Source organism: Rhizobium sp. 42MFCr.1 (genome assembly GCF_000377185.1).
GTDB lineage: Bacteria > Pseudomonadota > Alphaproteobacteria > Rhizobiales > Rhizobiaceae > Rhizobium > Rhizobium altiplani.
Genome location: NZ_KB897819.1, coordinates 297,244 through 323,772, shown reverse-complemented (window position 1 = coordinate 323,772; position 26,529 = coordinate 297,244). Strand labels below are relative to the sequence as shown.

The window sequence follows — 26,529 nt, the reverse complement described above, 5'->3', positions numbered from 1 at the left end:
CCCGCTCTTTTTTATTACCGCGATCATCCAAAAAGCATGAAATTGCGAGGAGCGTATCGCTTGTCGGATCCGACGAAAGCAGACAATGAACTTGAGCCGCGGCTGATCACCGAGACCGGTCTCGACCAGCGCCTTGCCGACATCGTCGAGCCTGTGCTCATCGACCTGGGTTATCGCCTGGTCCGTGTACGCATGCTCAACCAGAACGGCGCCACCATGCAGATCATGGCCGAACGCAATGATGGAACGATGGATGTCGAAGGCTGCGAAGAGGTCTCGATGGCCGTTTCTCCGGTTCTCGATGTGGAAGATCCGATCGATAGAGAGTATCATCTCGAAGTGTCTTCGCCGGGTATCGATCGCCCGATGGTGCGGAAATCCGATTTCGTGCGCTGGCAGGGACACCTTCTGAAGTGCGAAACGTCGATCATGGTCGGCAACCGCAAGCGCTTCCGTGGCAAGATCGTTGCGACCGACGCAGACGGTTTCACGCTCGAGCGTGACCAGGTTTCCGAGGGTGAAGAGCAGAATATCGTTATTCCGTTCACGGCTCTCGCCGATGCAAAGCTCATTCTGACCGACGATCTGATCCGTGATGCCCTGCGCGCCGACAAGCTGGCGAAGGCAGAGGCCGCGAACCAGAACGAAGCGGAAGACGAAGAATAACCGATCAACTTGTGGCTCCACGGACGGGAACCCGGGACGCCAAGACGGAGAGATAAGACAATGGCAGTCAGTGCGAACCGGCTCGAACTTCTGCAGATCGCAGATGCAGTGGCGCGCGAAAAGGTCATCGACCGCGAGATCGTACTTGCCGCAATGGCAGACGCGATCCAGAAGGCAGCGCGCTCCCGCTACGGCACCGAGTCCAACATCCGCGCCGACATCAACCCGAAGACCGGCGAAATCCGTCTTCAGCGTCTGCTCGAAGTTGTCGACAAGGCCGAAGACTATTCGACCCAGATTCCACTTGAGCTGGCCCGCGACCGCAACCCGGATGCAGCCCTTGGCGATTTCATTGCCGATCCGCTGCCGCCGATGGATTTCGGCCGTATCGCTGCTCAGTCCGCCAAGCAGGTTATCGTTCAGAAGGTTCGTGAAGCCGAGCGCGACCGCCAGTTCGACGAGTTCAAGGATCGCGTCGGCGAAATCGTCAACGGCACCGTCAAGCGCGTCGAATATGGCAACGTCATCGTCGACCTCGGCCGCGGCGAAGGCATCATCCGCCGCGACGAAATGATCCCGCGCGAGAACGTCCGCTATGGTGATCGCGTCCGCGCATACGTATATGATGTTCGTCGTGAACAGCGCGGCCCGCAGATCTTCCTGTCGCGCACGCATCCGCAGTTCATGGTCAAGCTCTTCACGATGGAAGTGCCTGAAATCTACGACGGCATCATCCAGGTGAAGTCGGTTGCCCGCGATCCGGGTTCGCGCGCCAAGATCGCCGTGATCTCGAACGACAGCTCGATCGATCCGGTCGGCGCCTGCGTCGGTATGCGCGGTTCGCGTGTTCAGGCCGTCGTCGGCGAACTACAAGGCGAAAAGATCGACATCATTCCGTGGTCGCAGGACCCGGCGACCTTCGTCGTCAACGCCCTGCAGCCGGCTGAAGTCGCCAAGGTCGTTCTCGACGAAGATGCAGAGCGCATTGAAGTCGTGGTTCCGGACGAGCAGCTGTCGCTGGCCATCGGCCGCCGCGGCCAGAACGTCCGCCTGGCATCGCAGCTGACTGGCTGGGACATCGATATCATGACGGAAGCCGAGGAATCCGAGCGCCGTCAGAAGGAATTCAACGAGCGCACCAACCTGTTCATGGATTCGCTCGACGTTGACGAAATGGTCGGCCAGGTTCTGGCGTCGGAAGGCTTTGCGGCAGTTGAAGAACTGGCTTACGTCGATCTCGACGAAATTGCCTCGATCGACGGTTTTGACGAAGACACCGCACAGGAAATCCAGACGCGCGCCCGCGAATATCTGGAGCGCCTGGAAGCCGAAATGGACGAGAAGCGCAAGGCGCTCGGTGTTTCCGACGAACTGCGTCAGATCGACGGCATGACCGCTCAGATGATGGTCGCGCTCGGCGAAGACGGCATCAAGACGATCGAGGACTTCGCCGGCTGCGCCGCTGACGATCTCGTCGGCTGGAGCGAGCGCAAGAACGGCGAGACCAAGAAGTTCGAAGGCCTGTTCTCCAAGTTCGACGTTTCGCGCGTCGAGGCGGAGCAGATGGTTGTCCAGGCCCGCCTCGCGGCTGGTTGGATCACCGAGGAAGACCTCGCAAAGGACGCGGAAGCTGAAGAAGCTCCCGAGGCCGAGCAGGAAGTATAATGTCCGCGCGTGAGCCGAGCGTTTCTCCTGAGGACGACGATCTTGCAGGATATGACGTGAATGGCCGCATGTGCATCGTGACGCGCGAAAGCGGATCGCAGGATGAGCTGATCCGCTTCGTTGCTGCTCCTGATGGGACTGTGGTCGCCGACCTGAAGCGCCAGCTTCCGGGACGCGGCTGTTGGGTCAAGATCGATCGCTCGCTGGTCGACAAGGCCGTGGCGAAGAAGCTCTTTGCGCGTGCCTTGAAAGCGGATGTGAAGGCGGCAGCCGAGCTCGGCGAAACCGTCGATACGCTGCTCGTACAGCAGCTGATGCAGATGATGAACATGGCTCGCAAGGCGGGGCAGTTCGTTACCGGCTCCGCGAAAGTGGATGCCGCAGTCAGGAGTGGAGCCGCGATCGCCGTGTTCCACGCAACGAATGCCGCCGAAGATGGCGTGAGAAAAATCGACCAGGCCCGCAAGGCCTGGCACCTCGGAATGGAGACCGAGGAGGAAGTACCTTCCTACCGTCTCTTCTCGGAGAGCGAAATGGAAGGCCTGATGGGCCAGAACGCTTTTATCCATGCTGCAGTGCTTGCAGGGCAGGCGGGTGAGGGTGTAGTGAAGCGCGCAAAGATGCTCGAACAGTACCGCAATGGCGGTCAGTCCCGGGCAGCGGGCGGCGCTGGCCGGCAAAAACAATGATGCGGTCACCGGACTTGTCCGGTCCCCAGATCATTGATCGACATATTTGATTGACAGGGCCTGATGACGTCATCGCTCCCTGTCCGAAGGAACGGGAACGAATGACCGATAGCAATGACGACAAGACACTGAACGGACCGGGCAAGAAGACTCTGACCCTGAAGCCGTCGGGCATGAGCCAGGGCACCGTGCGCCAGGATATGGGCCGCGGCCGCACCAAGGCGGTCGTTGTCGAGACCCGCAAGCGGCGTCCGATGCGTCCGGAAGACGAGCGCCCGATTACGCCGGGCACTGCGGCGGCGCCCGCCCGTGCCGCCGAGCCGGCCCCGGTCGCGCATCAGCCGCGCGCACCGCAGGCCCCTGCCCCACGCATTCATCCGTCCGGTGGCCAGCAGTCACGTCCGCAGCAGCCGTCTTCGCAGACGCGCCAGCAGGATCGTCCGCGTCCGGTAGTCTTGAACCACCTCTCGCCGGAAGAAATGGATGCCCGCCGGCGCGCGCTTGCCATGGCACAAGTTCGCGATGCCGAGGATGCGGTTCGCCGCGCCGAGGAAGAAAAGCGCCGCGCCGCCGAAGAGGCTGTGCGCCAGGCCGCGGAAGCCGAAGAGGCTAAGCGTCGCGCTGCCGAAGAGGCTCAGCGCGTTGCCGAAGCTGCCACGGCCGTTGCAACTCCCGCACCCGCTGCGGTCGAAGCGCGCACTGAAGCGCCGCGTGTTCAGGCCCAGACTCCGCCCGCACGCCGCCCCGATGCGGCGCCGTCCGCGGCTCCCGCGAGGCCGTCTCCGGCCGCGGCCGCAGCGCCGGGCGCTCGTCGCCGTGACAGCGAAGATGAGGACCGCGGCGCCCCGCGCGGCGTACCCGCTCGCGGTCGCGTCGTACGCCCGGAACCGGCAAAGCCGGTGACGACACGTCCAAAGACCGACGACGAACGTCGCCGCGGGAAGCTGACGATCGGTACTGCCGGCGTCGACGAAGATGGCACGGCACGTGGCCGTTCCATGGCCGCCATGCGCCGCCGCCAGGAAAAGTTCCGCCGCAGCCAGATGCAGGAAACCCGCGAAAAGGTTGTTCGCGAAGTCATCCTGCCGGAGACCATCACCATCCAGGAACTGTCGCAGCGCATGTCCGAACGTGCGGTCGACGTTATCAAGTACCTGATGAAGGAAGGCCAGATGATGAAGCCGGGCGACGTCATCGACGCCGACCTCGCTGAACTCATCGCCGGCGAATTCGGCCACACCGTCAAGCGCGTTTCGGAATCCGACGTCGAACTCGGTATCTTCAACGTTGCCGACGAAGAGGGCGATCGCGTTTCGCGTCCGCCTGTTGTGACCATCATGGGCCACGTTGACCACGGCAAGACCTCGTTGCTCGATGCCATCCGCCATGCCAACGTGGTTGCCGGCGAAGCTGGCGGCATCACGCAGCATATCGGCGCCTATCAGGTCGAGCAGAACGGTCAGAAGATCACCTTCATCGACACCCCCGGCCACGCCGCCTTCACGGCGATGCGTGCCCGTGGTGCGCAGGCGACCGACATTGCGATCCTGGTCGTTGCCGCTGACGACAGCGTCATGCCGCAGACGATTGAATCGATCAACCACGCCAAGGCCGCTGGTGTTCCGATCATCGTGGCGATCAACAAGGTCGACAAGCCGACCGCCGATCCGCAGAAGGTGCGCACGCAACTCCTGCAGCACGAAGTCTTCGTGGAATCGATGGGCGGTGAAGTTCTTGACGTCGAAGTTTCCGCCAAGACGGGCCTGAACCTCGACAAGCTGCTGGAAGCCATCCTGCTGCAGGCCGAAATCCTGGACCTCAAGGCCAACCCGAACCGCACCGCGGAAGGCACGGTCATCGAAGCCCAGCTCGATCGCGGCCGTGGTTCGGTTGCCACCGTTCTGGTTCAGAACGGTACGCTTAAGCCCGGCCAGATCATCGTTGCCGGCGATGTTTGGGGTCGTGTCCGCGCCCTCGTCACCGACAAGGGCGATCATGTCAAGGAAGCCCCGCCGGCCATGCCGGTCGAGGTGCTCGGCCTTTCCGGCACGCCGCAGGCAGGTGACAAGTTCGCCGTCGTCGAAAACGAAAGCCGCGCCCGCGAGATCTCGGAATATCGTCAGCGCCTCGCTCGCGACAAGGCTGCCGCCCGCCATTCGGGCCAGCGCGGCTCGCTGGAACAGATGATGACGCAGCTGCAGTCCGCAGGCGTCAAGGAGTTCCCGCTGGTCATCAAGGGCGACGTGCAGGGTTCGATTGAAGCGATTGCCGGCGCACTCGAAAAGCTCGGTACGGACGAAGTTCGTGCCCGCATCGTTCACTCGGCTGTCGGCGGTGTGACGGAATCGGATATCTCGCTTGCCGAGGCATCTGGCGCCGCGATCATCGGCTTCAACGTCCGTGCGAACGCACAGGCTCGTACGCTGGCAGAGCGCCAGGGCATTGAAATCCGCTACTACAACATCATCTACGATCTGGTGGATGACGTGAAGGCAGCGATGTCGGGCCTGCTGTCGCCAGAGCGTCGCGAAACCTTCCTCGGCAATGCCGAGATCCTCGAGGTGTTCAACATCACGAAAGTCGGCAAGGTCGCGGGTTGCCGCGTTACCGAAGGCAAGGTCGAACGTGGTGTCGGCGTTCGCCTCGTCCGCGACCACGTCGTCATCCACGAAGGCAAGCTCAAGACGCTCAAGCGCTTCAAGGATGAAGTCTCGGAAGTGCATTCCGGCCAGGAATGCGGTATGGCTTTCGAGAATTACGAAGACATCCGCGCCGGCGACACGATCGAGTGCTTCCGCGTCGAGCACATCACCCGTACGCTCTGATCGTGTGATATTGGAAATTTGGACGGGCGCCGGATCAACTGAGGCCGGCGCCCGAACCTTTTGAGGCAAAGAAAAATGGCAACAAGACCAACAACCTCCGCACCTTCGCAGCGCATGCTGCGCGTCGGCGAGCAGGTTCGCGCCGCGATCACGCAGGTTCTGCAGCGCGGCGAAGTGCGCGATGACGTGATCGAGAAGACCGTCATTTCCATCTCCGAAGTCCGCATGTCGCCCGATCTGAAGATCGCGACGGCCTATGTGACGCCACTTGGTGTAACGGATCATGATGCGGTGATTGGCGCGCTGAACCGCAATGCAAAATACATTCGCGGCCGCCTCGGGTCGCAGCTTCGGCAGATGAAGTACATGCCGGAGGTCCGCTTCCGCGACGATACGAGCTTCGACAATTACAAGAAGATCGACGAGTTGCTGCGCTCGCCTGAGGTGAGCCGCGATCTCGATCACGGCGATACCGAAGAAGAATAGTAGAAGAGACTGATGTCCAAACCACGTAAACCGAAGGGCCGCCCGATCTCGGGTTGGCTGATCCTTGATAAGCCGGTCGATTTCGGCTCCACCGAAGCCGTTTCCAAGATCAAATGGCTGTTCAAGGCGCAGAAGTGCGGTCACGCCGGCACGCTTGACCCGCTGGCCTCGGGCATGCTGCCAATCGCCCTTGGCGATGCGACAAAGACCGTTCCCTACGTGATGGACGGTCGCAAGATCTACGAATTCACCGTGACCTGGGGCGAGGAGCGCGCAACCGACGATCTTGAGGGCGATGTAACGCAGAGCTCCGACAAGCGCCCGAGCGAACAGCAGATCCGCGACCTCCTGCCGAAGTACACCGGTGTGATCAGCCAGGTTCCGCCGCAGTTTTCCGCCATCAAGATATCAGGCGAGCGCGCCTACGATCTGGCGCGCGACGGTGAGGCAGTGGAAATCCCCTCTCGCGAAGTCGAGATCTTCCGCCTGACGCTGCTGTCCTGCCAGGATGCCAATACGGCGCATTTCGAAGTCGAATGCGGCAAGGGTACCTATGTGCGTGCGCTGGCGCGCGATTTCGGCCGCGAGCTCGGCTGCTATGGCCATATCTCCGGCCTGCGTCGCAGCTTTGTCGCGCCCTTTGCCGAAGAGACCATGATACCACTTGCCGATCTCGTCGCGATCGAGGCGGTCGAAGACGCGGACGAACGGCTTGCAGCGCTGGATGCCCTGCTAATCGACACCAGCGAAGCGCTCTCCTCACTGCCGCACCTCGTTGTCAATGACGACCAGGCGCATCGTTTGAAGATGGGCAATCCGATCCTCGTGCGGGGTCGCGATGCGCCGGTTGCCGAAAGCGAAGCCTATGCCACGTCCCGCGGCAAGCTGATCGCGATCGGCGAGATCGGTCAGGGCGAGTTCCGCCCAAAGCGGGTCTTTGGCTGAGGATCGTTAAACCTCCGGTTTTGCGGTGGGTCGGCCAAACCACAGATAGCAATTGTCAATGCTCGGCATTGAGATATGTTTCCCTGATCTGGGCCGTCGGGTCCTTCAGATCAGGGAGACAGTTATGCGCAGACTTGCAGCCGGCATCCTGATGTTCTTCTCCGCGGTTTTGATAGCCGCCAACGCTTATTCCGCGGAGCGCTGGGCAACGTTGCCAGCCTTCCAGCCAATGCCGACCGCAAAGACGAGCGGCATGGCCCCCGTCAACGACATCAAGATGTACTACGCCGAATACGGCGAGGGTGAGCCGATGCTGTTCATCCACGGCGGACTCGGCAGCGCCGATGTCTGGGGCTATCAAGTGGCCGAGTTTGCCAAGGATCATTTGGTGATCGTCGCCGACAGCCGCGGGCATGGCCGCTCGACGCGCAGCGAGCAGCCGTTCGGGTATGATCTGATGACCTCCGACTATGTCGCTCTGCTCGATTATCTGAAGCTAGACAAGGTCACCCTGGTCGGCTGGTCTGATGGCGGCATCATCGGCATCGACATGGCGATGAAGAACCCGGAGAAGCTGACGCGCGTGATCGCGCAGGCGGCGAATGTGACGACGGACGGCGTCAAAGCCGACGTCATGACCAACAAGACCTTCAGCGGCTACATCGATGCGTCCGGCGAGACCTACAAGAAGCTGTCGCCGACGCCGAACGAGTATGATGCTTTCGTCACCCAGATCTCCGCGATGTGGGGAAGCCAGCCTGCCTGGACAGCCGACGACCTCGGCAAGATCAAGGTACCCGTCACCTTGACGATCGGCGACCACGACGAGGCAATCAAGCTCGACCATACCGAGATGATGGCCAAACAAATTCCAGGTTCGAAGCTGGTGATCCTCAAGGACGCAAGCCACTTCGCCATGCTGCAGGATCCAGAGGGCTACAATGCCATGATCCGCGATGCCATAGCTGGAAAGTGACGAATCGGCCATCTGCGGCATGCCTCTTTCAATTGCAGCGCATTTGGTTTATACGCAGCGCCAGCAATCGGGCTCTGCCCGGATGCATTCGCGGCCGAAGCTGGACGACATCCCGGCTTTTGGCGACCTAATCTCCTCTCATAGAAAGGAACATCCGATGTCGATTACTGCTGAGCGCAAGACGGCTCTGATCAAGGAATACGCAACGTTCGAAGGCGACACCGGTTCTCCGGAAGTTCAAGTTGCCATCCTGACCGAGCGTATCAACAACCTGACCGGCCACTTCAAGGACCACAAGAAGGATAACCATTCCCGACGTGGTCTGCTGACGATGGTTTCCAGCCGCCGCTCGCTTCTTGACTACCTCAAGAAGAAGAACGAAGGCCGTTACACCAAGCTGATCACCAGCCTGGGTATCCGCCGCTAAGGCTTTTTTCGGCGGGCGTTCCCCTTGGGACGCCCGCCGGATTTTTTCGGGGAGAGACTTCCCCATCCCGCCACGCGTGGCGGATTGCCCGGCAGACCCGGATGGGCCGGTTCTGCTAAACCAACCGTTGACCTGTCATGGGGCAGGATTGCCGGATGCTTTTGGCCAGAGCCTCGCAAGCTTTGGCCCGGTCTCTTATGGACCGATGAATGTAAAGCCTCCCGTTGTCTTGCCCATGATGCGTCACACCGATTGCGGTTGACCGTGCACCGTGCCTTGGAAGGCGAGGCGCATGTTCCCGCATTGAAGGACAAGACATATGTTCGATACTCATAGTGTGGAAATCGAGTGGGCAGGCCGCCCGCTGAAGCTCGAGACCGGCAAGATCGCCCGTCAGGCTGACGGTGCCGTTCTCGCGACCTACGGCGAAACCGTGGTTCTCGCCACCGTCGTTTCCGCCAAGGCGCCGAAGCCGGGCCAGGACTTCTTCCCGCTGACCGTCAACTACCAGGAAAAGACCTACGCAGCCGGCAAGATCCCCGGCGGCTACTTCAAGCGCGAAGGCCGTCCGTCGGAAAACGAAACCCTCGTTTCCCGCCTGATCGACCGCCCGATCCGTCCGCTCTTCCCGGAAGGCTACAAGAACGACACGCAGGTCGTCGTCACCGTCATCCAGCATGACCTTGAAAACAACCCCGACGTCCTGTCGATGGTTGCTGCGTCGGCAGCTCTGACGCTGTCGGGCGTTCCCTTCATGGGCCCGGTCGGTGGCGCCCGCGTCGGCTACATCAACGGCGAATACGTTCTGAACCCGCATCTCGACGAGATGGAAGAGTCGATCCTCGACCTCGTTGTAGCAGGTACGCACGACGCCGTTCTGATGGTTGAATCCGAAGCCAAGGAACTTAATGAAGAAGTCATGCTCGGCGCCGTCATGTTCGGCCACCGGGGCTTCCAGCCGGTCCTCGATGCGATCATCAAGCTCGCTGAAGTGGCTGCCAAGGAACCGCGTGACTTCCAGCCGGAAGACTACTCCGAACTCGAAGGCGAGATGCTGAAGCATTTCGAAGCCGAGCTTCGCACCGCCTACAAGAACACGCAGAAGGCTGAACGCTACGCTGCCGTCGACGCCGTCAAGGCGAAGGTCAAGGCACACTTCCTGCCGGAGGAAGGCGAAGCGAAGTACACGGCCGAAGAAGTCGGCGCGATCTTCAAGCACCTGCAGGCGAAGATCGTTCGTTGGAACATCCTCGACACCAAGAGCCGTATCGACGGCCGCGACCTCGAAACCGTTCGTCCGATCGTCTCGGAAGTCGGCCTCCTGCCGCGCACTCACGGTTCGGCGCTCTTCACCCGCGGTGAAACGCAGGCGATCGTCGTTGCCACGCTCGGCACCGGCGAAGACGAGCAGTACGTCGACAGCCTGACGGGCATGTACAAGGAGCGGTTCCTGCTCCATTACAACTTCCCGCCCTACTCGGTTGGCGAAACCGGCCGCATGGGTTCCCCAGGTCGCCGCGAAATCGGTCACGGCAAGCTCGCGTGGCGCGCCATCCGTCCGATGCTGCCGTCTGCTGAGCAGTTCCCTTACACCCTGCGCGTCGTCTCCGAGATCACCGAATCGAATGGCTCGTCCTCGATGGCGACCGTTTGCGGCACATCGCTTGCACTCATGGACGCTGGTGTTCCGCTCGCCAAGCCGGTTGCCGGTATCGCCATGGGCCTGATCCTCGAAGGCGACCGCTTCGCGGTTCTCTCCGACATCCTCGGTGACGAAGACCACCTCGGCGACATGGACTTCAAGGTTGCGGGTACCGCAGACGGCATCACCTCGCTGCAGATGGACATCAAGATCGCTGGTATCACAGAAGAGATCATGAAGGTCGCTCTCGGCCAGGCTCAGGGTGGCCGCGCCCACATCCTCGGCGAAATGGCCAAGGCCATCACCGAGAGCCGTGGCCAGCTCGGCGAGTTTGCACCGCGCATCGAAGTCATGAACATTCCAGTCGACAAGATCCGCGAAGTCATCGGCTCCGGCGGCAAGGTCATCCGCGAAATCGTCGAAAAGACCGGCGCGAAGATCAACATCGAAGACGACGGCACGGTCAAGATCGCGTCCTCGTCCGGCAAGGAAATCGAAGCGGCCCGCAAGTGGATCCACTCGATCGTTGCTGAACCGGAAGTTGGCCAGATCTACGAAGGCACGGTCGTCAAGACCGCCGACTTCGGCGCCTTCGTCAACTTCTTCGGCGCCCGCGATGGCCTCGTCCACATCTCGCAGCTTGCTTCCGAGCGCGTTGCCAAGACGCAGGACGTCGTCAAGGAGGGCCAGAAGGTCTGGGTCAAGCTCCTCGGCTTTGACGAGCGTGGCAAGGTCCGCCTGTCGATGAAGGTTGTCGACCAGGCAACTGGCCAGGAACTCCCGGCTGCCGAAAAGTCCGACAAGAAGAAGGAGGAAGCGGCTGAATAAGCCGCGCCTTTCAAACCGTTCGAGGGCGTGGGAGTTTTCCCGCGCCCTTTTTGTATCCGAAGGCGAGAAGAGATCATGAGCCGCGAAACCCTGAAGACCCTGTTCCATCCCTTTGCCAGCGGTACCGTTGAAGCGCCCGGCGAGGGCGAGCGTGTGCTCTTCCTCGGCGCCGAGGCAGGCTTTGCCCTGCCGGAGGGCTTTGCCGCCTCGCTGAGCGCCGTACAGGGCTTCCGGCCGCTGTTTAGGCAACTCCTCTCGCAGCGGATCGAAACCACGCCTGAGATCGAAGGCGAGGACTACGATGCCGCGCTGGTTCTCTGCAACAAGCACAAGGGCGAGAACGAGGCGAACATCGCTGCCGCGCTTCAGCACGTGAAGGTGGGCGGCCTGATCGTCATCGCCGGCGGCAAGGAGGATGGCGTCCAGTCGCTCCGTAAGCGTATGGAGGGCTTCGGCCTCGAGATCGAACACATGCCGAAATATCACGGCGTGGCGCTCTGGTTCGGACGGCCGGCCGACGTTAGTGAGGTCGTCAGCAAGTTTTCCAAGCCGTCCGTGCGCGTGGATGGCCGTTTCCTGACCGCGGCCGGCATGTTCTCGCACGACCGCGTCGATGATGGCTCGGAGTTGCTCGCCTCGCGTCTGCCTGCCGATTTCACCGGTGATGTCGCCGACTTTGGCGCCGGCTGGGGTTATCTGTCCGTCGAACTGGCGGAGCGCTCGCCGGGTGTCAGTCGCCTCGACCTCTACGAGGCCAACCACGCGACTCTTGAAGCCGCCAAGGGCAACATGGCGGAGAACTGCCCCGACGTGCCGGCGCGCTTCTTCTGGCATGACCTGGCGAGCGAACCGGTCAAGGACAGGTACGACCTCATCATCATGAACCCGCCCTTCCATGAAGGACATGCGGCGGAGCCGTCACTCGGTCAGGCGATGATCAAGACCGCTGCCTCAGCGCTGCGCGGAGGCGGGCGTCTCTTGCTGGTTGCCAATCGCGGATTGCCTTACGAGCCGGTGCTTGCAGCAAACTTCAAGGAGAGCGGCGAAACTTGCCGCAATGCGCGCTTCAAGGTGCTGTGGGCGAAGAAGTAGCCACGGAACAGCCCAAAGGGGAGGGGGAGCTATGGATACGGAAGCAAACAAGCAACTCGTGACGGCCTATGTCGAGGCGTTCAACCGCTTCGACATGGCGGCGTTGCGCGAGCTCTTTACCTCCGATGCGCGGATTTACGGTGTTCTGGGATATGGCGGTCTCGATGAAATCGAGCCTATCTGGCGTGAGCTCCACGAGGGGATGAACATCAACCTCGAGATCCTCGATATCGCCGCCGAGGGGAAGAACGTCGTCGTCCGCTACCGGGAAAGCGGGCGTTATTCCGGCTTCTTCCGCGGTCTCGTGGGTCACGACCCGACTGACAAGAGCTACGAGCTCACCGCGATGGAGTGGTTTGTCGTCGAAAACGGAAAGATTGCGACCCGCTGGGGCGCCAGAGATTCGGCTGCTATTCTGCGGCAGGTCACGCATCCCTAGGGGATGCCTTTCGGAAAAGCCGGGCTCGTTTCCAAGCCCGGCTTCGGTCCTTATTCCACGTCTGCCGTGCGCAGTGCGTCCAGTGTCGGCATCGAGGTGATGTTGAAGCCTGCATCTACGAAATGGATTTCGCCGGTAACGCCTGCCGACAGGTCCGACAGCAGATAAAGGGCGGAATTGCCGACCTGATCGATCGTCACCGTCTTGCGCAGCGGCGAGTTCCGCTGGTTCCAGGAGAGGATTGCGCGTGCATCGGAAATGCCAGCGCCCGCGAGCGTCCGGATCGGGCCAGCAGAGATCGCATTGACGCGGATCCCGCTCGGCCCGTAATCCGCAGCCAGATAACGCACCGACGCCTCGAGAGCAGCCTTTGCAACACCCATGACGTTGTAGTTCGGGATGACGCGCGTCGAGCCATTGTAGGTCAGCGTCAGCATCGAACCGCCGGCATTCATGAGCGGCGCGCAGCGCTTGGCGATCTCGGTGAAGGAGAAACAGGAGATCACCATCGTGCGGCTGAAATTGTCGCGCGTGGTGTCGGCGTAAAGGCCCTTCAGCTCGTTCTTGTCGGAAAAGCCGATGGCGTGAACGACGAAGTCCAGTTTGCCCCAGCGCTCCTTGATGGCATCGACGGTGGCTTCGACCGAGGCGATGTCCTCGACGTCGCACGGCAGAACGAATTCTGAACCGACTTCGGCGGCCAGCGGCTTGACACGCTTGCCGAGAGCATCGCCCTGATAGGTGAAGGCAAGTTCCGCGCCCTGTGCTGCCAGCGCCTTCGAAATTCCCCAGGCGATGGAATGGTTGTTCGCGACACCCATGATGAGGCCGCGCTTACCCTGCATGATTCCCGTCATATTATTATCCGTTGTAGCGCTGGAAGACGAGCGTGGCGTTGGTGCCGCCGAAGCCGAAGGAGTTGGAAAGGGCAATGTCGATCTTGGCATCGTCGATGCGCTTGCGAACGATCGGAACGCCGTCGAATTCAGGGTCGAGCTCAGTGATATGCGCGCTTTCGCCGATGAACCCAGCCTGCATCATCAGCAGCGAGTAGATCGATTCCTGCACGCCGGCTGCGCCCAGCGAATGGCCCGTCAGCGACTTGGTCGACTGGATGTGCGGGATCTTGTCGCCGAAGACTTCGCGGATTGCACCGATTTCCTTGCTGTCGCCAACAGGGGTCGAGGTGCCGTGCGTGTTGATGTAGTCGACATCGCCCTTCACCGTCGCGAGCGCCTGGCGCATGCAGCGGATCGCGCCTTCGCCCGACGGAGCGACCATGTCGTAACCATCCGAAGTCGCGCCGTAGCCGACGATTTCAGCGTAGATCTTTGCACCGCGCGCCTTGGCACGCTCCAGCTCTTCCAGGACGAGAACGCCCGCGCCGCCGGCGATGACAAAGCCGTCGCGGCTGACATCATAGGCACGCGACGCCGTTGCCGGCGTCTCGTTGTACTTGGAGGACATGGCGCCCATGGCATCGAAGAGGTTCGACATCGTCCAGTCAAGGTCTTCGTGGCCGCCAGCGAACATCACGTCCTGCTTGCCCCACTGGATCATCTCTGCGGCATTGCCGATGCAGTGTGCCGAGGTCGAGCAGGCCGACGAGATCGAGTAGTTGACGCCGTGGATCTTGAACCAGGTGGCGAGCGTTGCCGATGCCGTCGAGGACATCGCCTTCGGCACGGCAAACGGGCCGATGCGCTTCGGGCTGTTGTTCTTGATGGTGATCTCGGCAGCTTCGATCAGCGTGCGCGTCGAAGGTCCACCGGAGCCCATGATGATGCCGGTGCGCTCGTTGTTGCTGATGTCGCTCTCTTCCAGACCGGAATCGGCAATCGCCTGCTTCATTGCCACATGGTTCCAGGCGCCGCCCTGACTCAGGAAGCGCATGGCGCGGCGGTCGACCAGATCCGTCGGATCAAGCGAGGGGCGACCCCAGACCTGGCACTTGAAGCCGTGCTCAGCAAAATCGTTGGAGAAGGAAATGCCGGACTTGGCGTCGCGCAGCGACGCAGTGACCTCGGCGGCATCATTGCCGATCGAGGAGACAACACCCAGACCCGTAACAACTACCCGTCTCATGTGTTTCGACCTTTTCGTTTTTTCTAACTTGGAAACCGGGCAACTACGCCCGGTGCAATCAGGCTTCTTTGTCCTTGGACAGGCCGACGCGCAGGTCGGTTGCCTGGTAGATGGTTTCGCCGTCGGCCTTCAGCCAGCCATCGGCGGTGCCGAGAACCAGGCGGCCGCGCATGACGCGCTTGAAATCGATGCCGTACTCAAGCAGCTTCGTGGTCGGGCGGATCATGCCCTTGAACTTCACTTCGCCGGTTGAAAGCGCCATGCCGCGACCGGGCTCGCCCAGCCAGCCGAGGAAGAAGCCGGTCAACTGCCACATGCCGTCAAGGCCGAGGCAGCCGGGCATGATCGGGTTACCCTGGAAGTGGCAGGGAAAATACCAGTCGTCGGGTTTCACGTCGTATTCAGCGCGAATGTAGCCCTTGTCGAAGGCGCCACCGGTTTCGGAAATGTCGGTAATGCGATGAACCATCAACATCGGCGGGAGAGGAAGCTGTGCGTTGCCCGGACCGAACAGTTCGCCGCGGCCGCAGGCCAGAATTTCCTCGTAGTTGAAGCTGGATTGTTTCGTCGCCATGAAAACTCTAATTCCCCCCGCAACTATGCCGATGGATGTGAACGTTTAGTCCAAGTTCAGCGGAAAATGAAGCATAAGCATGACTGAGCTTCATCCAACCTCCGGAGGACCGGCTGCGCGCCTTATTTGGTGGTCGCATACAGGAAGGCCAAGCCCCCGGCCAGCACTAATTGCGCCAAAAGCCCGATTTTGCGGCGTTTTCGCACTCTTTGTCCCCATTGAAACTATTGAAACGCTTTTGCGCAAAAGTTATATGGCTAATGAAACCTGATTGCTTGACGCTAGATTAAACCGGAGTTCGTCGGATGGTGGCAGAGGCCCCGCTTACCATTGAGGCACGGCTGAGACACGCCGGCCTTCGTCCGACGCGCCAGCGCGTCGCGCTCGGTGACCTGCTTTTCGCCAAAGGCGATCGGCACCTGACGGTCGAGGAACTCCACGAGGAGGCCGTGCAGGCGGGAGTGCCGGTGTCGCTGGCGACCGTCTACAACACGCTGCACCAGTTTACCGAAGCAGGGATGATCCGCGTTCTCGCAGTCGAAAGCGCCAAGACCTATTTCGACACCAACGTCTCCGACCACCATCACTTCTTCGTCGAAGGCGAAAACGACGTGCTGGATATCCCGGTTAGTAATCTGACGATCGGCAATCTGCCGGAGCCGCCGGAAGGGCTGGAAATCGCCCACGTCGACGTCGTGATCCGCCTGCGCGCGAAGCGGCGCTGATTTCACATCACATCGTCAGGATGCCGGCCGGGCTTTGCCTTGTAGGTCGGAAAGGTCCAACCGAAATAGAGCGCGCCGCCGCGCACTGAGAATGCCGCGACGACACCGACGGCAGAGGCCGCATAGAGCGGCAGGTCGAGCGCGTTCGCAGCCGTAAATATGCCGCCGCCGACCAGTGCTGCCGTGATGTAGATTTCGGGCCGCAACAGCACGGACGGCTCGTTGGCCAGTAGATCGCGCAGGATGCCACCGAAGGTCGCCGTCAACGTCCCGGTCACGATGCCGATCGTTGGCGAGCCCGTGGCGGCGAGGCCCTTCGCGGCACCCATCACGCAGTAAGCCGACAGCCCTACGGCATCGAGCCAGATCAGCAAGCGATAGCGCGATTCAACGAGGTGGGCAGTAAAGAACACCAGGACGCCGATAGCGCAGCAGACGATGACGTAAGTCGGGTTCAGAACCCAGAACACCGGCACACGGCCAAGGACAATGTCGCGCACCGTACCGCCACCCGTCCCCGTGACGATGGAGAAGAACAGGAAGCCGATCAGGTCAAGCTGTTTCCGCGACGCCGCGAGCGCGCCTGTTGCCGCAAAAAGCGCAACGCCGACATAATCCACATAGACGAACAGCGGCATGCAGTCCTCCAGAACCGGCGCGTAATCTTTCGAATATGAATCACGGCGGCAAGGGCGGCGCAAGCCGGATCAAGCAAACTGTCCGGCCAACAGCGTCCTTATTCGACCAAAAGAGAAACCCTTCGTGAAAACGCTCCTGATCGCTCTGAATCTTGCCGCGCTACTCGTCGCCCCAGTTGCGGCCTTCGCACAGCAATCGCTTATCTCGGATCCGGAGGTCTATGAGAAGAAGCACTTTCAGGAGCAGTGCACCAAGGCGGAATTTTCGGACGGCTTCGTCCTCCGCCAGGATATCAACAATGACGGTCTGATCGACGCCGTCGTCAACGAGGGTGAGCTCACCTGCGACGGCGAGAAGGGTCCGCAGTGCAATGATGACGGCTGCACTTATAATTTCTATCTGCAGGTCGCCGAGGGCGGCTATTTCATGATCGCGACCGCCCAGGTCTACGGTTATGACTTCGTGAAGCGCTTCGGCAACATGGTGCTGGCAATGAAGATGCACCCGCGTTTCTGCGATCGTCCGGATGCTGACAAGGCGAAGGAGCCTTGTGTCGTCACAGCCCGTGTGCGCGGCACCAAGTTCGTGACGATCTCCAAGAAATAGCTAGTTCAGCCCGGATAGAGCTCTGAAGTGCGGCCGGCGAGGTAGTAGCCGACGAGCCCGAACCATTCGCGGATTGCCGTTGCCAGGTTCTGGGAATTCCGGCTCGGCTGCGTGAAATCGAAGCCAAGGTTTTCTCGCCCGTCAGTGCGGTAGTCCGTCGGCCACGGCACGACGTCGATTGCAAGTTTACGGAAGATGCCGACCGATCGCGGCATATGGTAGCCGGAGGTGATCAGCAGGCAGTTCGAAAGACCTTGGCTTGCCAGAAGCTCCTTGGTGTTCATCGCGTTTTCGAAGGTCGTGCGCGATGTCGTTTCTTCGACCAGGCGATCTCGGCCAATGCCGAACATCGGGAAGAAGCGCGCCGATATCGCCGCGTCACCTTCGTAGATGCCGGAGATCGACCCATCGCCGCCGGAAATCAGGATTCGCGTCTGCGGAAATTTCTGCGCCAGGCGCAGCGCTTCGACGAAGCGATCGGCCCCGGCATTGAGCTCTATTCCGTGGCGGGCGGTATTCACCTCGTTCTCGAATGCACCGCCCAAGACGATCATGCACTGCAGGCTTGGCGGATCCTGCGGTTTGACAAACCGATCCTCGAGACCCTGCAGAAGGTAGTTGCCGACGGTGGTGTAGAGCGTGACGAACAAAATCAGGCCCGCAATCGCCGACGAAACGAGACTTGTCGCACGCCAGCGGACAAGGCCCGTCACCAGGGCAAACAGGACGAAAAGGAAAGCGAGCGACAATGGCTGCCCGAAAATCCAGATGAGCTTTGAAAAGAGAAACAAGGATGTCTTCCTTCAGCGGTTTCCGCCCGCCATCTATCTGATTCGATAGGCTTCTATTGCGACTTCATTTCGTGCGCACCGCCGAACGTGGCGTGGCGTTAAACCGACGTTGCAGGCGTTTGGGGATGAGCAGAGAGGCGAGCGCAACCAGCATCGCAAAGACGGCAATCACCCACAGGGCCGCTGCACCCGCGATCTGTGTGAGCAGCGCGCCCATCACCGCGCCCGCAAACATGCCGGCCCACGGTACGATCTGGATCGTCCACTCTAATCGCTTGTCGCCGATAATCCAGCGCCCAAGGCCACGCCCAAAACGCGAGAGCGCTCCGGTCACATAGGTCAGCCCGATCGGCAGCCCCTCGATCTGCTCCACGGCCGCGTTCACCATCCCCATCGAAGCGACGATGAGATAGAAGCGCGGCATCGCCACGCTCTCGCCCATCATGAGAGAGGCGGTAGCCAGCGCGATGCTGACGCAGGAAAGCACGGCGAACGTGCGCCGGTCCGCGAAATGCGCGATCACGATCCCGGCCGCATTGCCAAGCACGAAGACCATGATCGCCGAGAGTAGAATGGCCGCATGCCGTAGATCGCCGCCGCCGAGCGACAGGGCGGCGCGCGTTGTGTTGCCCGTCATGAACGACACGAAATCACCGGTCAGCGCCAGTCCTGTCGCATCGGTCATACCCGCCAGAAAGGAAATCGCGCCGGCAAGCACCAGGCCGGTCGTCGTTCTGCGCGTGTGTATGATGCGCCGCCGTCTTTCTCGTGTCATTGAACCAAGGCTCCAGGCTGCCGATCAGTCGGCATCGGAACCATACATACCCGCAGTTGCTAAAAATTTGGCAACGCAGTGTATGAGGAAATGACCGCGAGCGAACAGTCCTCGGGCGCGACAGCCGTTAAGACGAAAGTGGTTCCAAACGCGTCGAACAGCCAGTGTTATTCGTGTCGGGAGAAATTTGGTGGAGCTAAGCGGGATCGAACCGCTGACCTCTTGCATGCCATGCAAGCGCTCTCCCAGCTGAGCTATAGCCCCATCAAGGCGGTCCGGCTAGGCCGGTCCTGGGATGCTTCGCGAAGCGCTTGCCTCGCGGAGTGGCGGCTTCTTACTTCCGGTTTTTGGAGATAGCAAGCCAAAAAAATCGGCCCGGCGAAATTTTCTCGTCCGGGCCGAGACTTAATCCGATCAGACTTCGTCTTCGTCGCCGGTGACGCCGATGATGTCGCTCATGTCGTCGTCATCGTCGTCTTCGTCGGCTTCGAGGAAGGTGTCGTCGTCGTCGCCTTCGATTTCGACGTCGTCATCACCCATATCTGGAATCTCGTCGCCGGATGCGCCTTCATCAGCGTCCTCGAGCGACACCAGTTCGACTTCCGTGCTTTCGGTATCGACTTCTGCCACTTCCTCTTCATCCTGGGCTTCAGCTGCTGCGGCAGCAGAGGTTTCCTCGAAGAAGGAGAGCGGATAGGACTTGCCCGTATAGGGAGAAACGATCGGATCCCGGTTCAGGTCGTAGAACTTCTTGCCGGTTTCCGGATCGGTACGCTTCGTTCCAAGTTCAGCTTTCGCCACTGTTAGCCTCGTGAGAATGGCCGAATCAAGATTCGGCAAATGCCGTGAAACCCGGCGTTCTATTCGGAATTTATAAGCCGGTCCCCATAATCGTTGCAGCACGGCATGTCAAAGCCAAACTTCATGCATCGCTCATGCGCGCCAGATGACCGGCGCCGCCATTTGTGATAGTGAGCCGGCGATTGTTCATTTGCAGGGTAGATCGGCGCGTGGCCGGCTGCCGGGATAGGTGCGAGAAATGTACCAGCCGCCGCATTTTCGTGAGGAAGATTTGAGTGTCCAGCACGCCTTGATCCGGGCACATCCGCTCGGCATGCTGATCACTGCGGGTGCTTCGGGCTTGATGGCGAATTCGGTCCCTTTCCATCTGGATGCCGCAGCCTCCGAAAAGGGGATCTTGCGCCTTCACCTCGCCAAGGCCAATCCGCAGTGGCGCGATATCGACGCCGGCGCGGATGTGCTCGCCGTCTTCCAGGGCGCCGATGCCTACATCACGCCATCCTGGTACCAGACGAAGCAGGAGACCGGTAAAGTCGTGCCGACCTGGAACTACGCGATCGTACAGGTCAGGGGCAGGGCCCGTGTCATCGACGACGCGGACTGGCTGCTTCAGCAGATCAACGCGATCACCACGCAACAGGAAGGCCCACGCGACAGGCCTTGGGCAGTGGGTGATGCGCCTGATGATTTCATCCGCGCGCAGATGAAAGGCATCATCGGCGTCGAAATCGAGATTGCAGCGATTGAAGGCAAGTGGAAGGTCAGCCAGAACCGACCGGTTGCTGATCGCGAAGGTGTTGTTGCCGGTCTCGGTGAAGAGTCCGGTCGGGAAGACATGGTCGATCTCGTCCGCCGCTACGGCGGATTGGCGGAGAAATGAACGGACAGATGAGCTCCAAACAGTTTACGATCGCCATCGATGGACCCGCAGCCGCAGGCAAGGGAACGCTCTCGCGCCGCATCGCGGAGACCTACGGCTTTCATCATCTCGACACGGGGCTGACTTACCGCGCGACGGCAAAGGCTTTGCTTGACGCCGGCCTGACGCTCGACGACGAGGCGGTGGCAGAAAAGATGGCGCGCGAGGTTGAACTGGCCGGTCTCGATCGCGATATACTTTCGAAGCATGAGATTGGCGAGGCGGCCTCGAAGATCGCGGTCATGCCTTCGGTGCGGCGTGCACTGGTGGAGGCGCAGCGGCGGTTTTCTGAAAAGGCGCCCGGAACGGTGCTCGACGGCCGTGATATCGGAACCGTCGTCTGCCCGGCGGCGCCGGTAAAGCTCTATGTAACGGCAAGTCCCGAGGTTCGGGCGAAACGCCGCTACGACGAAATAACAGGCAAGGGAGGAATTGCCGATTTCGATGCCATTTTCGACGACGTCAAGCGCCGCGACGAACGCGACATGGGACGGGCCGACAGCCCTTTGAAACCAGCCGAAGACGCGCACTTGCTTGATACGTCGGAAATGAGTATAGAGGCCGCGTTTCAAGCTGCGAAATCGATCATCGATGCAGCTTTGAGCCGAAATACCTAATTCGAGCGATTTGCCCAAGCTTTGCCTGGGCCGCTTCCGAAGACTAAGCCTGAAATTCCGTCCAAGCGCCGGATTGCTTCCCGACAGGAAGCGGACTGGGTTCAGGCCCGTTCAACACGAACCAACCGGCGCATACGTATCCGGATTCGGATATGCAGGAGATTACATGTCAGTAGCTACTCCCTCTCGCGAAGATTTCGCGGCCCTTCTCGAAGAATCCTTTGCCAAGCACGACCTGGCTGAAGGCTATGTCACCAAGGGCATCGTAACGGCAATCGAGAAGGACTCTGCCGTTGTCGACGTCGGCCTCAAGGTCGAAGGTCGCATCCTACTCAAGGAATTCGGCGCCAAGGCCAAGGACGGCTCGCTCAAGGTCGGCGACGAAGTCGAAGTTTACGTCGAGCGCATCGAAAACGCTCTTGGCGAAGCAGTTCTGTCGCGCGAGAAGGCTCGCCGCGAAGAAAGCTGGGTCAAGCTCGAAGCCAAGTTTGAAGCTGGTGAGCGCGTTGAAGGCGTTATCTTCAACCAGGTCAAGGGCGGCTTCACGGTTGACCTCGACGGCGCGATTGCCTTCCTGCCGCGTTCGCAGGTCGACATCCGTCCGATCCGCGACGTTACCCCGCTGATGCACAACCCGCAGCCCTTCGAAATCCTCAAGATGGACAAGCGCCGCGGCAACATCGTCGTTTCGCGTCGTACGGTTCTGGAAGAATCCCGTGCCGAGCAGCGTTCTGAAATCGTTCAGAACCTCGAAGAAGGCCAGGTTGTTGACGGCGTCGTCAAGAACATCACCGATTACGGTGCGTTCGTTGACCTCGGCGGCATTGACGGCCTGCTGCACGTCACCGACATGGCATGGCGCCGTGTGAACCATCCGTCGGAAATCCTGTCCATTGGCCAGCAGGTCAAGGTTCAGATCATCCGCATCAACCAGGAAACCCACCGCATCTCGCTCGGCATGAAGCAGCTCGAGTCGGATCCGTGGGATGGCATCCAAGCCAAGTATCCGGAAGGCAAGAAGATTTCCGGTACCGTCACGAACATCACCGACTACGGTGCGTTCGTCGAGCTGGAGCCGGGCATCGAAGGCCTGATCCACATTTCGGAAATGTCCTGGACCAAGAAGAACGTACACCCCGGCAAGATCCTGTCCACGAGCCAGGAAGTCGAAGTCGTCGTTCTCGAAGTCGATCCGTCCAAGCGCCGTATTTCGCTCGGCCTCAAGCAGACGCTGGAAAATCCGTGGGCGGCATTCGCTCGCAACCATCCGGCTGGCACTGAAGTCGAAGGCGAAGTCAAGAACAAGACCGAATTCGGCCTGTTCATCGGCCTCGACGGCGATGTTGACGGCATGGTGCACCTCTCCGACCTCGACTGGAACCGTCCGGGCGAACAGGTCATCGAAGAGTTCAACAAGGGCGACGTCGTTAAGGCGGTCGTTCTCGATGTTGACGTCGAAAAGGAGCGCATCTCGCTCGGCATCAAGCAGCTCGGCAAGGACGCTGTCGGCGAAGCCGCAGCTTCGGGCGACCTGCGCAAGAATGCAGTCGTTTCCTGCGAAGTCATCGCAGTCAACGACGGCGGCATCGAAGTGAAGCTCGTCGACCACGAAGACATCACGTCGTTCATCCGCCGCGCAGACCTGTCGCGCGACCGCGACGAGCAGCGTCCGGAACGCTTCTCGGTTGGCCAGGTTGTTGACGCCCGCGTCACCAACTTCTCCAAGAAGGACCGCAAGATCATGCTGTCCATCAAGGCTCTGGAAATCGCGGAAGAGAAGGAAGCTGTTGCTCAGTTCGGTTCGTCCGACAGCGGCGCTTCGCTCGGAGACATTCTCGGCGCGGCTCTGAAGAACCGCGGCGGCGAATAATCGCCAGCAGGCTTGAAGAACAAAAGAACCCGCCGGAGCGATCCGGCGGGTTCTTCGTTTCTGTACTGTCGTTGCAATGGCGAGCTATTCCCAGTCGACCTTGCGTCGGTAGAGCGAATAGGCTTCGTCGCCACTCACGGCGATTGGCAGGGCCGGCGCCGGGCGGTGAGGCGGCGTGCCAGCCTTGATCAGACTTTCTCGGGCGGCAATCGCTGCAGCCGCCTCACTGTCCATCAGGATGTCCGTTTCGTCGTCGTCCGACGGCTCGCCCTGCCGCTCTTCCTCTTCCGACGGCTCGCCGCCGTTGTGGTCCTCGCGGTACATCGCGTGGGCGCCACTATCGTCGGTCTCGTCCTTCGAGAACTCGTAAGGCTGCGTCGCGTACGGCACGCCCTCGACGATTTTCATGAGCACCGGCGCATAGGTCTCGTCGATCGCTTGCTGCACCGTCAAGGGTGCTGGCGGTTCCGGGGCAGGGTGTCGTTTTGCCGCCGCTGCGGCCGCTTCGGTTGCCGGTTGTTCCGCGATGAGGGGCGATTGGCGCGCAATGCCCTCCGGCAATGGATGCAGATCGGGCAGGGTGGTCAATTCTTCCGGCAGATCGGCGAGGACCGTTTCGTCGAGGATGATATCGATCTCGACCGCAGGATCGGGATCGACGGCTTCCAGCAGCACTTCCGTTTCCTGGTCCTGAATGATTGTAACGATCAGCTTCGTGGTATCGTTCGACAGCGAGGCTGATATCGCCGGCCAGCTCTTCGGAATGATCGGGTCGTCCTTGGACGTTGTCCGAGCGGTCTCGGCTTGCACGGTTTCCCGTGCCGGATCCGCGGCGTGCCTGGGCGGCACGCTCTCCTGCACATCTTGATTAGGCTCCGCGAGTGTTTCTTCGGCGGACGCCTTGGCGGTCGGATTGACGATCGGTTCGTCAGCGACTGCATCGTTCTTGATGAGTTCGGTCCGCTCGTCGCCGCCATCGATATGGGCCGCGGCAACCAGTGCGGTCTGCGGCCGTGCAGATTCCGGTTCCTGCTTTGTCGGCAAAGGTACCTGCGCAGTCCCAGCAAGATTGTCCCTATGGATGCGAATTTCCGTCCGCTGTTCCTGGCGCGTCGGCGAGGCGTCGTTCTGGCCGTAGGAGCGAACCACGGCGCGGGCGGCGAGATCGCGATCCTTGTAGCGGATCGTTTCAAGATAGGTGGCGATGCGGGCAGCCTCCGGTCCAGCCGGGTTCCGGAGCGCCTCTGCAAGCAGGCGAAGCGGAACTGCGTGGCCTTGCATCGCAAGCTGTCGCTCGACTTTTTCGATCTTCGCCGGCGGCAGCTTCTCGATCGCAGCTGCCATGCGGGAGGCAAAGGCTAGGTCGGTTTCGTCGTCCTCGCGCGGGGTCGCAAGCGCCTCGCTCGTGGCACTGAGCACATCGAGAAGGGCGTCGACCATCCGCGCCCGGACAGCTAGCAGAAGAATGCTGAGCTTGCCGGCAACAGAAGAATTGAGATCGGCGCCCTGAATCTGATGCACGGGAGCAACGGCGCTGGCCGCGCGCACCAGGCCATCGGTACTGACGGCCGCGGTCTGGCTCTGGGAGGAAAGGCTTCCGTTTGACGCTGCACGAACCGGAGACAACATGTCATGCTCCTTCTTTCGTAAAGTGCGGTGAAGGCAGGCTACACAGAAGGCCGCGCTCATCCGGCCCGTTGCATTCCCCGGCAGTTCGGTCTGCCCGACGCGGCGCTCCATCGCGCCGTTGAATGCATAAAAATTGGTAAACAATCTAACGAAGCGGCGTTAACGAATTACTAATGGCCGGTACGCGCATCGCCGCGCCCGGTTCAATACGTGCAAAATCCAGAAACGTCTTAGCTGTGGGCGAAAATGTCGGCTTCTTCCCAGCCGAGCAGATCGAGCTTGGCGCGCGTCGGAAGGAATTGGAAGCAGGCGTTGGCATGATCCATGCGGCCGTCTCGCACCAGCCGCTCGGTCAGCTTGTCGCGCAGCGCGTGCAGGTAAAGCACGTCAGAGGCCGCGTATTCCAGCTGCGCAGGGGACAAAGTTGCGGCAGCCCAGTCGGAGGATTGCTGCGTCTTGGAAATATCGACGTCGAGCATTTCCTTGAGATTGTCCTTCAGTCCATGCCGATCGGTATAGGTTCGGCAGAGACGTGAGGCGATCTTGGTGCAGAACACCGGCTGCATGGTGACGCCGAAGGTGTGGAACAAGACGGCAATGTCGAAGCGGCCATAGTGGAAGATCTTCTGTTGCCCATTGGCAAGCAGCGCCACGAGGTTCGGCGCTTCCTTCTGCCCGGCGGCGATGCGGATCACGTCGGCCGTGCCGTCGCCCGGTGAGAGTTGCACCACGCACAGTCGGTCGCGGCGCGGCACAAGGCCCAGCGTTTCGGTGTCGATGGCAATCGCTCCGGTATAGCGGGCGGCATCAGCCGCGGAAATATCACCTTCATGGTAACGTATGATGGCTGCCATCGATTTCTTCTCACACTCGAACTGTCACTTGTGGCCTATAGCGCAAAGCCATGGCGGGCGATACCGCCAAGGCTCAGAATGTCGGCGGTGTATTGATCCAGATGAGGACGGTTTCGCCATCGTGACGGTTGCGCCAGGAGTGATAGCGACGGCTTTCGAAATAGAGCGAATCGCCGGGTCCGAGATCGAAGAACTGATCGGAATCGAGGACCAGCTCCAGCCTCCCGGAGAGTACGTGCATGAACTCCTCCCCTTCGTGTCGGTAGGCGCCTTCGCTCGCCGCACCGGGTGCGAGCACGAAACGGTGGCAATCCATCATCGTGCGGCCCTCGGCCAGAAGCTGCACCGTGACACCTGGCGTCGTTTCCGGCCATGTGCGCCAAGCGCCGGCGCGGACGACCTCGGGCATGTCGTCGCGCTCTTCCCCAGAAAGCCTGGAAACCGTGGTGCCATAATATGCCGCAAGGTCGTGCAACGTCTTGAAACTCACCCCCTGGGAGGTGCGTTCGAGCGTCGACAGTGTCGAGGCAACAATGCCAACGTCACCGGCAACCTGATCCAGTGTCTTGCCGGCGCCGTGGCGCAGACTGCGCAGCCGCCGACCTAGATCCGAGGCGTCAGACGCATCCGAATTTTCAGATGGTTCCTCGCTTTCCAATGCCTCGCGAATGGCGGCCGGATTGAGTCCGCGCTCGGTTCGATACCAGGCTATCTTTTTTAACCGTGCGACGTCCTCGGCGCTGTATTGCCGGTGCCCGGTTTCCGACCGATCCGGAACGACGAGGCCCTGGCTTTCCCAAAGGCGCAAGGTCGATGCGGAAACGCCTGCTGATTTTGCCGCCTCCGCCACTTTGTAGCGCACGGGCATACCGTTGTTCATAAGCCAAATATTCCCGGTTCGTTTGTCTTCTTGAGGTCTTGCTCGACCTAGTTTTTCTTCGACGACCATCGCTGAAAACGACAG

Annotated in this window: 26 protein-coding genes and 1 tRNA gene; 16 read left to right on the top strand and 11 right to left on the bottom strand. The window is 60.6% G+C overall.

Features of this window, described 5'->3' with window-relative positions; all coding sequences use genetic code 11:
• Positions 1–60 precede the first annotated feature (60 nt).
• The 11 genes from rimP to C934_RS0103860 all read left to right on the top strand — a co-directional run bounded on the left by rimP (position 61) and on the right by C934_RS0103860 (position 12,680).
• Positions 61–666, top strand: a complete 606-nt coding sequence (rimP, locus tag C934_RS0103910) for a ribosome maturation factor RimP (RefSeq protein WP_018855388.1) — start codon at positions 61–63, stop codon at positions 664–666.
• 60 nt (positions 667–726) lie between these two features.
• Positions 727–2,331 (top strand): transcription termination factor NusA, encoded by a 1,605-nt coding sequence (nusA, locus tag C934_RS0103905; protein ID WP_007798988.1) that lies wholly within the window; start codon positions 727–729, stop codon positions 2,329–2,331.
• Positions 2,331–3,020, top strand: coding sequence for an RNA-binding protein (locus C934_RS0103900; RefSeq protein ID WP_018855387.1), 690 nt, complete (start codon positions 2,331–2,333; stop codon positions 3,018–3,020). The genes nusA and C934_RS0103900 overlap by 1 nt, the downstream gene beginning before the upstream one ends.
• A gap of 101 nt (positions 3,021–3,121) precedes the next feature.
• A complete protein-coding gene (infB, locus tag C934_RS0103895) occupies positions 3,122–5,845 on the top strand; it encodes a translation initiation factor IF-2 (protein WP_018855386.1) in 2,724 nt (907 codons plus the stop codon).
• 75 nt (positions 5,846–5,920) lie between these two features.
• Positions 5,921–6,331 carry a 30S ribosome-binding factor RbfA gene (rbfA, locus tag C934_RS0103890; RefSeq protein WP_018855385.1) on the top strand — a complete coding sequence of 137 codons (411 nt, stop codon included), beginning with the start codon at positions 5,921–5,923 and terminating at the stop codon, positions 6,329–6,331.
• A 12-nt stretch (positions 6,332–6,343) separates the two neighbouring features.
• Positions 6,344–7,276, top strand: a complete 933-nt coding sequence (gene truB, locus C934_RS0103885) for a tRNA pseudouridine(55) synthase TruB (RefSeq protein WP_018855384.1) — start codon at positions 6,344–6,346, stop codon at positions 7,274–7,276.
• Positions 7,277–7,400: 124 nt separating this feature from the next.
• Positions 7,401–8,252 (top strand): alpha/beta fold hydrolase, encoded by an 852-nt coding sequence (locus C934_RS0103880; protein WP_018855383.1) that lies wholly within the window; start codon positions 7,401–7,403, stop codon positions 8,250–8,252.
• A 157-nt stretch (positions 8,253–8,409) separates the two neighbouring features.
• On the top strand, positions 8,410–8,679 hold the full coding sequence (rpsO, locus tag C934_RS0103875) for a 30S ribosomal protein S15 (protein WP_025659731.1): 270 nt from the start codon (positions 8,410–8,412) through the stop codon (positions 8,677–8,679).
• Between the two features lie 319 nt (positions 8,680–8,998).
• Positions 8,999–11,149, top strand: coding sequence for a polyribonucleotide nucleotidyltransferase (pnp, locus tag C934_RS0103870; protein WP_018855381.1), 2,151 nt, complete (start codon positions 8,999–9,001; stop codon positions 11,147–11,149).
• 75 nt (positions 11,150–11,224) lie between these two features.
• On the top strand, positions 11,225–12,241 hold the full coding sequence (locus C934_RS0103865) for a class I SAM-dependent methyltransferase (RefSeq protein WP_018855380.1): 1,017 nt from the start codon (positions 11,225–11,227) through the stop codon (positions 12,239–12,241).
• A 31-nt stretch (positions 12,242–12,272) separates the two neighbouring features.
• Positions 12,273–12,680, top strand: coding sequence for an ester cyclase (locus tag C934_RS0103860; protein ID WP_018855379.1), 408 nt, complete (start codon positions 12,273–12,275; stop codon positions 12,678–12,680).
• Positions 12,681–12,730: 50 nt separating this feature from the next.
• Here C934_RS0103860 and fabI read toward each other — a convergent pair whose 3' ends face one another.
• The 3 genes from fabI to fabA are packed head-to-tail and all read right to left on the bottom strand — an operon-like array spanning position 12,731 to position 15,339.
• A complete protein-coding gene (gene fabI, locus C934_RS0103855; protein ID WP_018855378.1) occupies positions 12,731–13,537 on the bottom strand; it encodes an enoyl-ACP reductase FabI in 807 nt (268 codons plus the stop codon).
• A gap of 4 nt (positions 13,538–13,541) precedes the next feature.
• The gene (gene fabB, locus C934_RS0103850; protein ID WP_018855377.1) at positions 13,542–14,765 is read right to left on the bottom strand and encodes a beta-ketoacyl-ACP synthase I; all 1,224 of its coding nucleotides are present in this window, start codon (positions 14,763–14,765) and stop codon (positions 13,542–13,544) included.
• Between the two features lie 58 nt (positions 14,766–14,823).
• Entirely contained in the window at positions 14,824–15,339 is a 516-nt protein-coding gene (fabA, locus tag C934_RS0103845) for a 3-hydroxyacyl-[acyl-carrier-protein] dehydratase FabA (protein WP_016552232.1), read from the bottom strand.
• A 305-nt stretch (positions 15,340–15,644) separates the two neighbouring features.
• Here fabA and irrA point away from each other — a divergent pair, with 305 nt between their 5' ends.
• Positions 15,645–16,064: an iron response transcriptional regulator IrrA gene (irrA, locus tag C934_RS0103840; protein ID WP_018855376.1), complete on the top strand. Its 420-nt coding sequence runs from the start codon at positions 15,645–15,647 to the stop codon at positions 16,062–16,064.
• Positions 16,065–16,066: 2 nt separating this feature from the next.
• On the opposite strand, the gene C934_RS0103835 is transcribed toward irrA, so the two are convergent.
• Positions 16,067–16,702, bottom strand: coding sequence for a trimeric intracellular cation channel family protein (locus C934_RS0103835; RefSeq protein WP_018855375.1), 636 nt, complete (start codon positions 16,700–16,702; stop codon positions 16,067–16,069).
• Positions 16,703–16,826: 124 nt separating this feature from the next.
• Between C934_RS0103835 and C934_RS0103830 the strand changes: the two genes are divergently transcribed.
• Positions 16,827–17,309 (top strand): hypothetical protein, encoded by a 483-nt coding sequence (locus C934_RS0103830; RefSeq protein WP_018855374.1) that lies wholly within the window; start codon positions 16,827–16,829, stop codon positions 17,307–17,309.
• A 5-nt stretch (positions 17,310–17,314) separates the two neighbouring features.
• Here C934_RS0103830 and C934_RS0103825 read toward each other — a convergent pair whose 3' ends face one another.
• The 4 genes from C934_RS0103825 to C934_RS0103810 all read right to left on the bottom strand — a co-directional run bounded on the left by C934_RS0103825 (position 17,315) and on the right by C934_RS0103810 (position 19,676).
• Entirely contained in the window at positions 17,315–18,100 is a 786-nt protein-coding gene (locus tag C934_RS0103825; RefSeq protein WP_018855373.1) for a YdcF family protein, read from the bottom strand.
• A gap of 64 nt (positions 18,101–18,164) precedes the next feature.
• The gene (locus C934_RS0103820; protein WP_018855372.1) at positions 18,165–18,875 is read right to left on the bottom strand and encodes a YoaK family protein; all 711 of its coding nucleotides are present in this window, start codon (positions 18,873–18,875) and stop codon (positions 18,165–18,167) included.
• A 188-nt stretch (positions 18,876–19,063) separates the two neighbouring features.
• Positions 19,064–19,139, bottom strand: a tRNA-Ala gene (locus tag C934_RS0103815).
• A gap of 150 nt (positions 19,140–19,289) precedes the next feature.
• Positions 19,290–19,676, bottom strand: a complete 387-nt coding sequence (locus tag C934_RS0103810; protein ID WP_018855371.1) for a TIGR02300 family protein — start codon at positions 19,674–19,676, stop codon at positions 19,290–19,292.
• A 238-nt stretch (positions 19,677–19,914) separates the two neighbouring features.
• Between C934_RS0103810 and C934_RS0103805 the strand changes: the two genes are divergently transcribed.
• The 3 genes from C934_RS0103805 (at position 19,915) to rpsA (ending at position 23,082) form a co-directional block, all read left to right on the top strand.
• Positions 19,915–20,556: an FMN-binding negative transcriptional regulator gene (locus C934_RS0103805; protein WP_018855370.1), complete on the top strand. Its 642-nt coding sequence runs from the start codon at positions 19,915–19,917 to the stop codon at positions 20,554–20,556.
• A gap of 8 nt (positions 20,557–20,564) precedes the next feature.
• On the top strand, positions 20,565–21,212 hold the full coding sequence (cmk, locus tag C934_RS0103800) for a (d)CMP kinase (protein WP_025659740.1): 648 nt from the start codon (positions 20,565–20,567) through the stop codon (positions 21,210–21,212).
• 166 nt (positions 21,213–21,378) lie between these two features.
• Entirely contained in the window at positions 21,379–23,082 is a 1,704-nt protein-coding gene (rpsA, locus tag C934_RS0103795; protein WP_018855368.1) for a 30S ribosomal protein S1, read from the top strand.
• Positions 23,083–23,166: 84 nt separating this feature from the next.
• Here rpsA and C934_RS0103790 read toward each other — a convergent pair whose 3' ends face one another.
• The 3 genes from C934_RS0103790 to C934_RS0103780 form a co-directional block, all read right to left on the bottom strand.
• The gene (locus tag C934_RS0103790; RefSeq protein ID WP_018855367.1) at positions 23,167–24,711 is read right to left on the bottom strand and encodes a hypothetical protein; all 1,545 of its coding nucleotides are present in this window, start codon (positions 24,709–24,711) and stop codon (positions 23,167–23,169) included.
• Between the two features lie 230 nt (positions 24,712–24,941).
• Positions 24,942–25,565, bottom strand: coding sequence for a ribonuclease D (locus tag C934_RS0103785; protein WP_018855366.1), 624 nt, complete (start codon positions 25,563–25,565; stop codon positions 24,942–24,944).
• A 73-nt stretch (positions 25,566–25,638) separates the two neighbouring features.
• The gene (locus tag C934_RS0103780; protein WP_018855365.1) at positions 25,639–26,445 is read right to left on the bottom strand and encodes a MerR family transcriptional regulator; all 807 of its coding nucleotides are present in this window, start codon (positions 26,443–26,445) and stop codon (positions 25,639–25,641) included.
• Positions 26,446–26,529 lie beyond the last annotated feature (84 nt).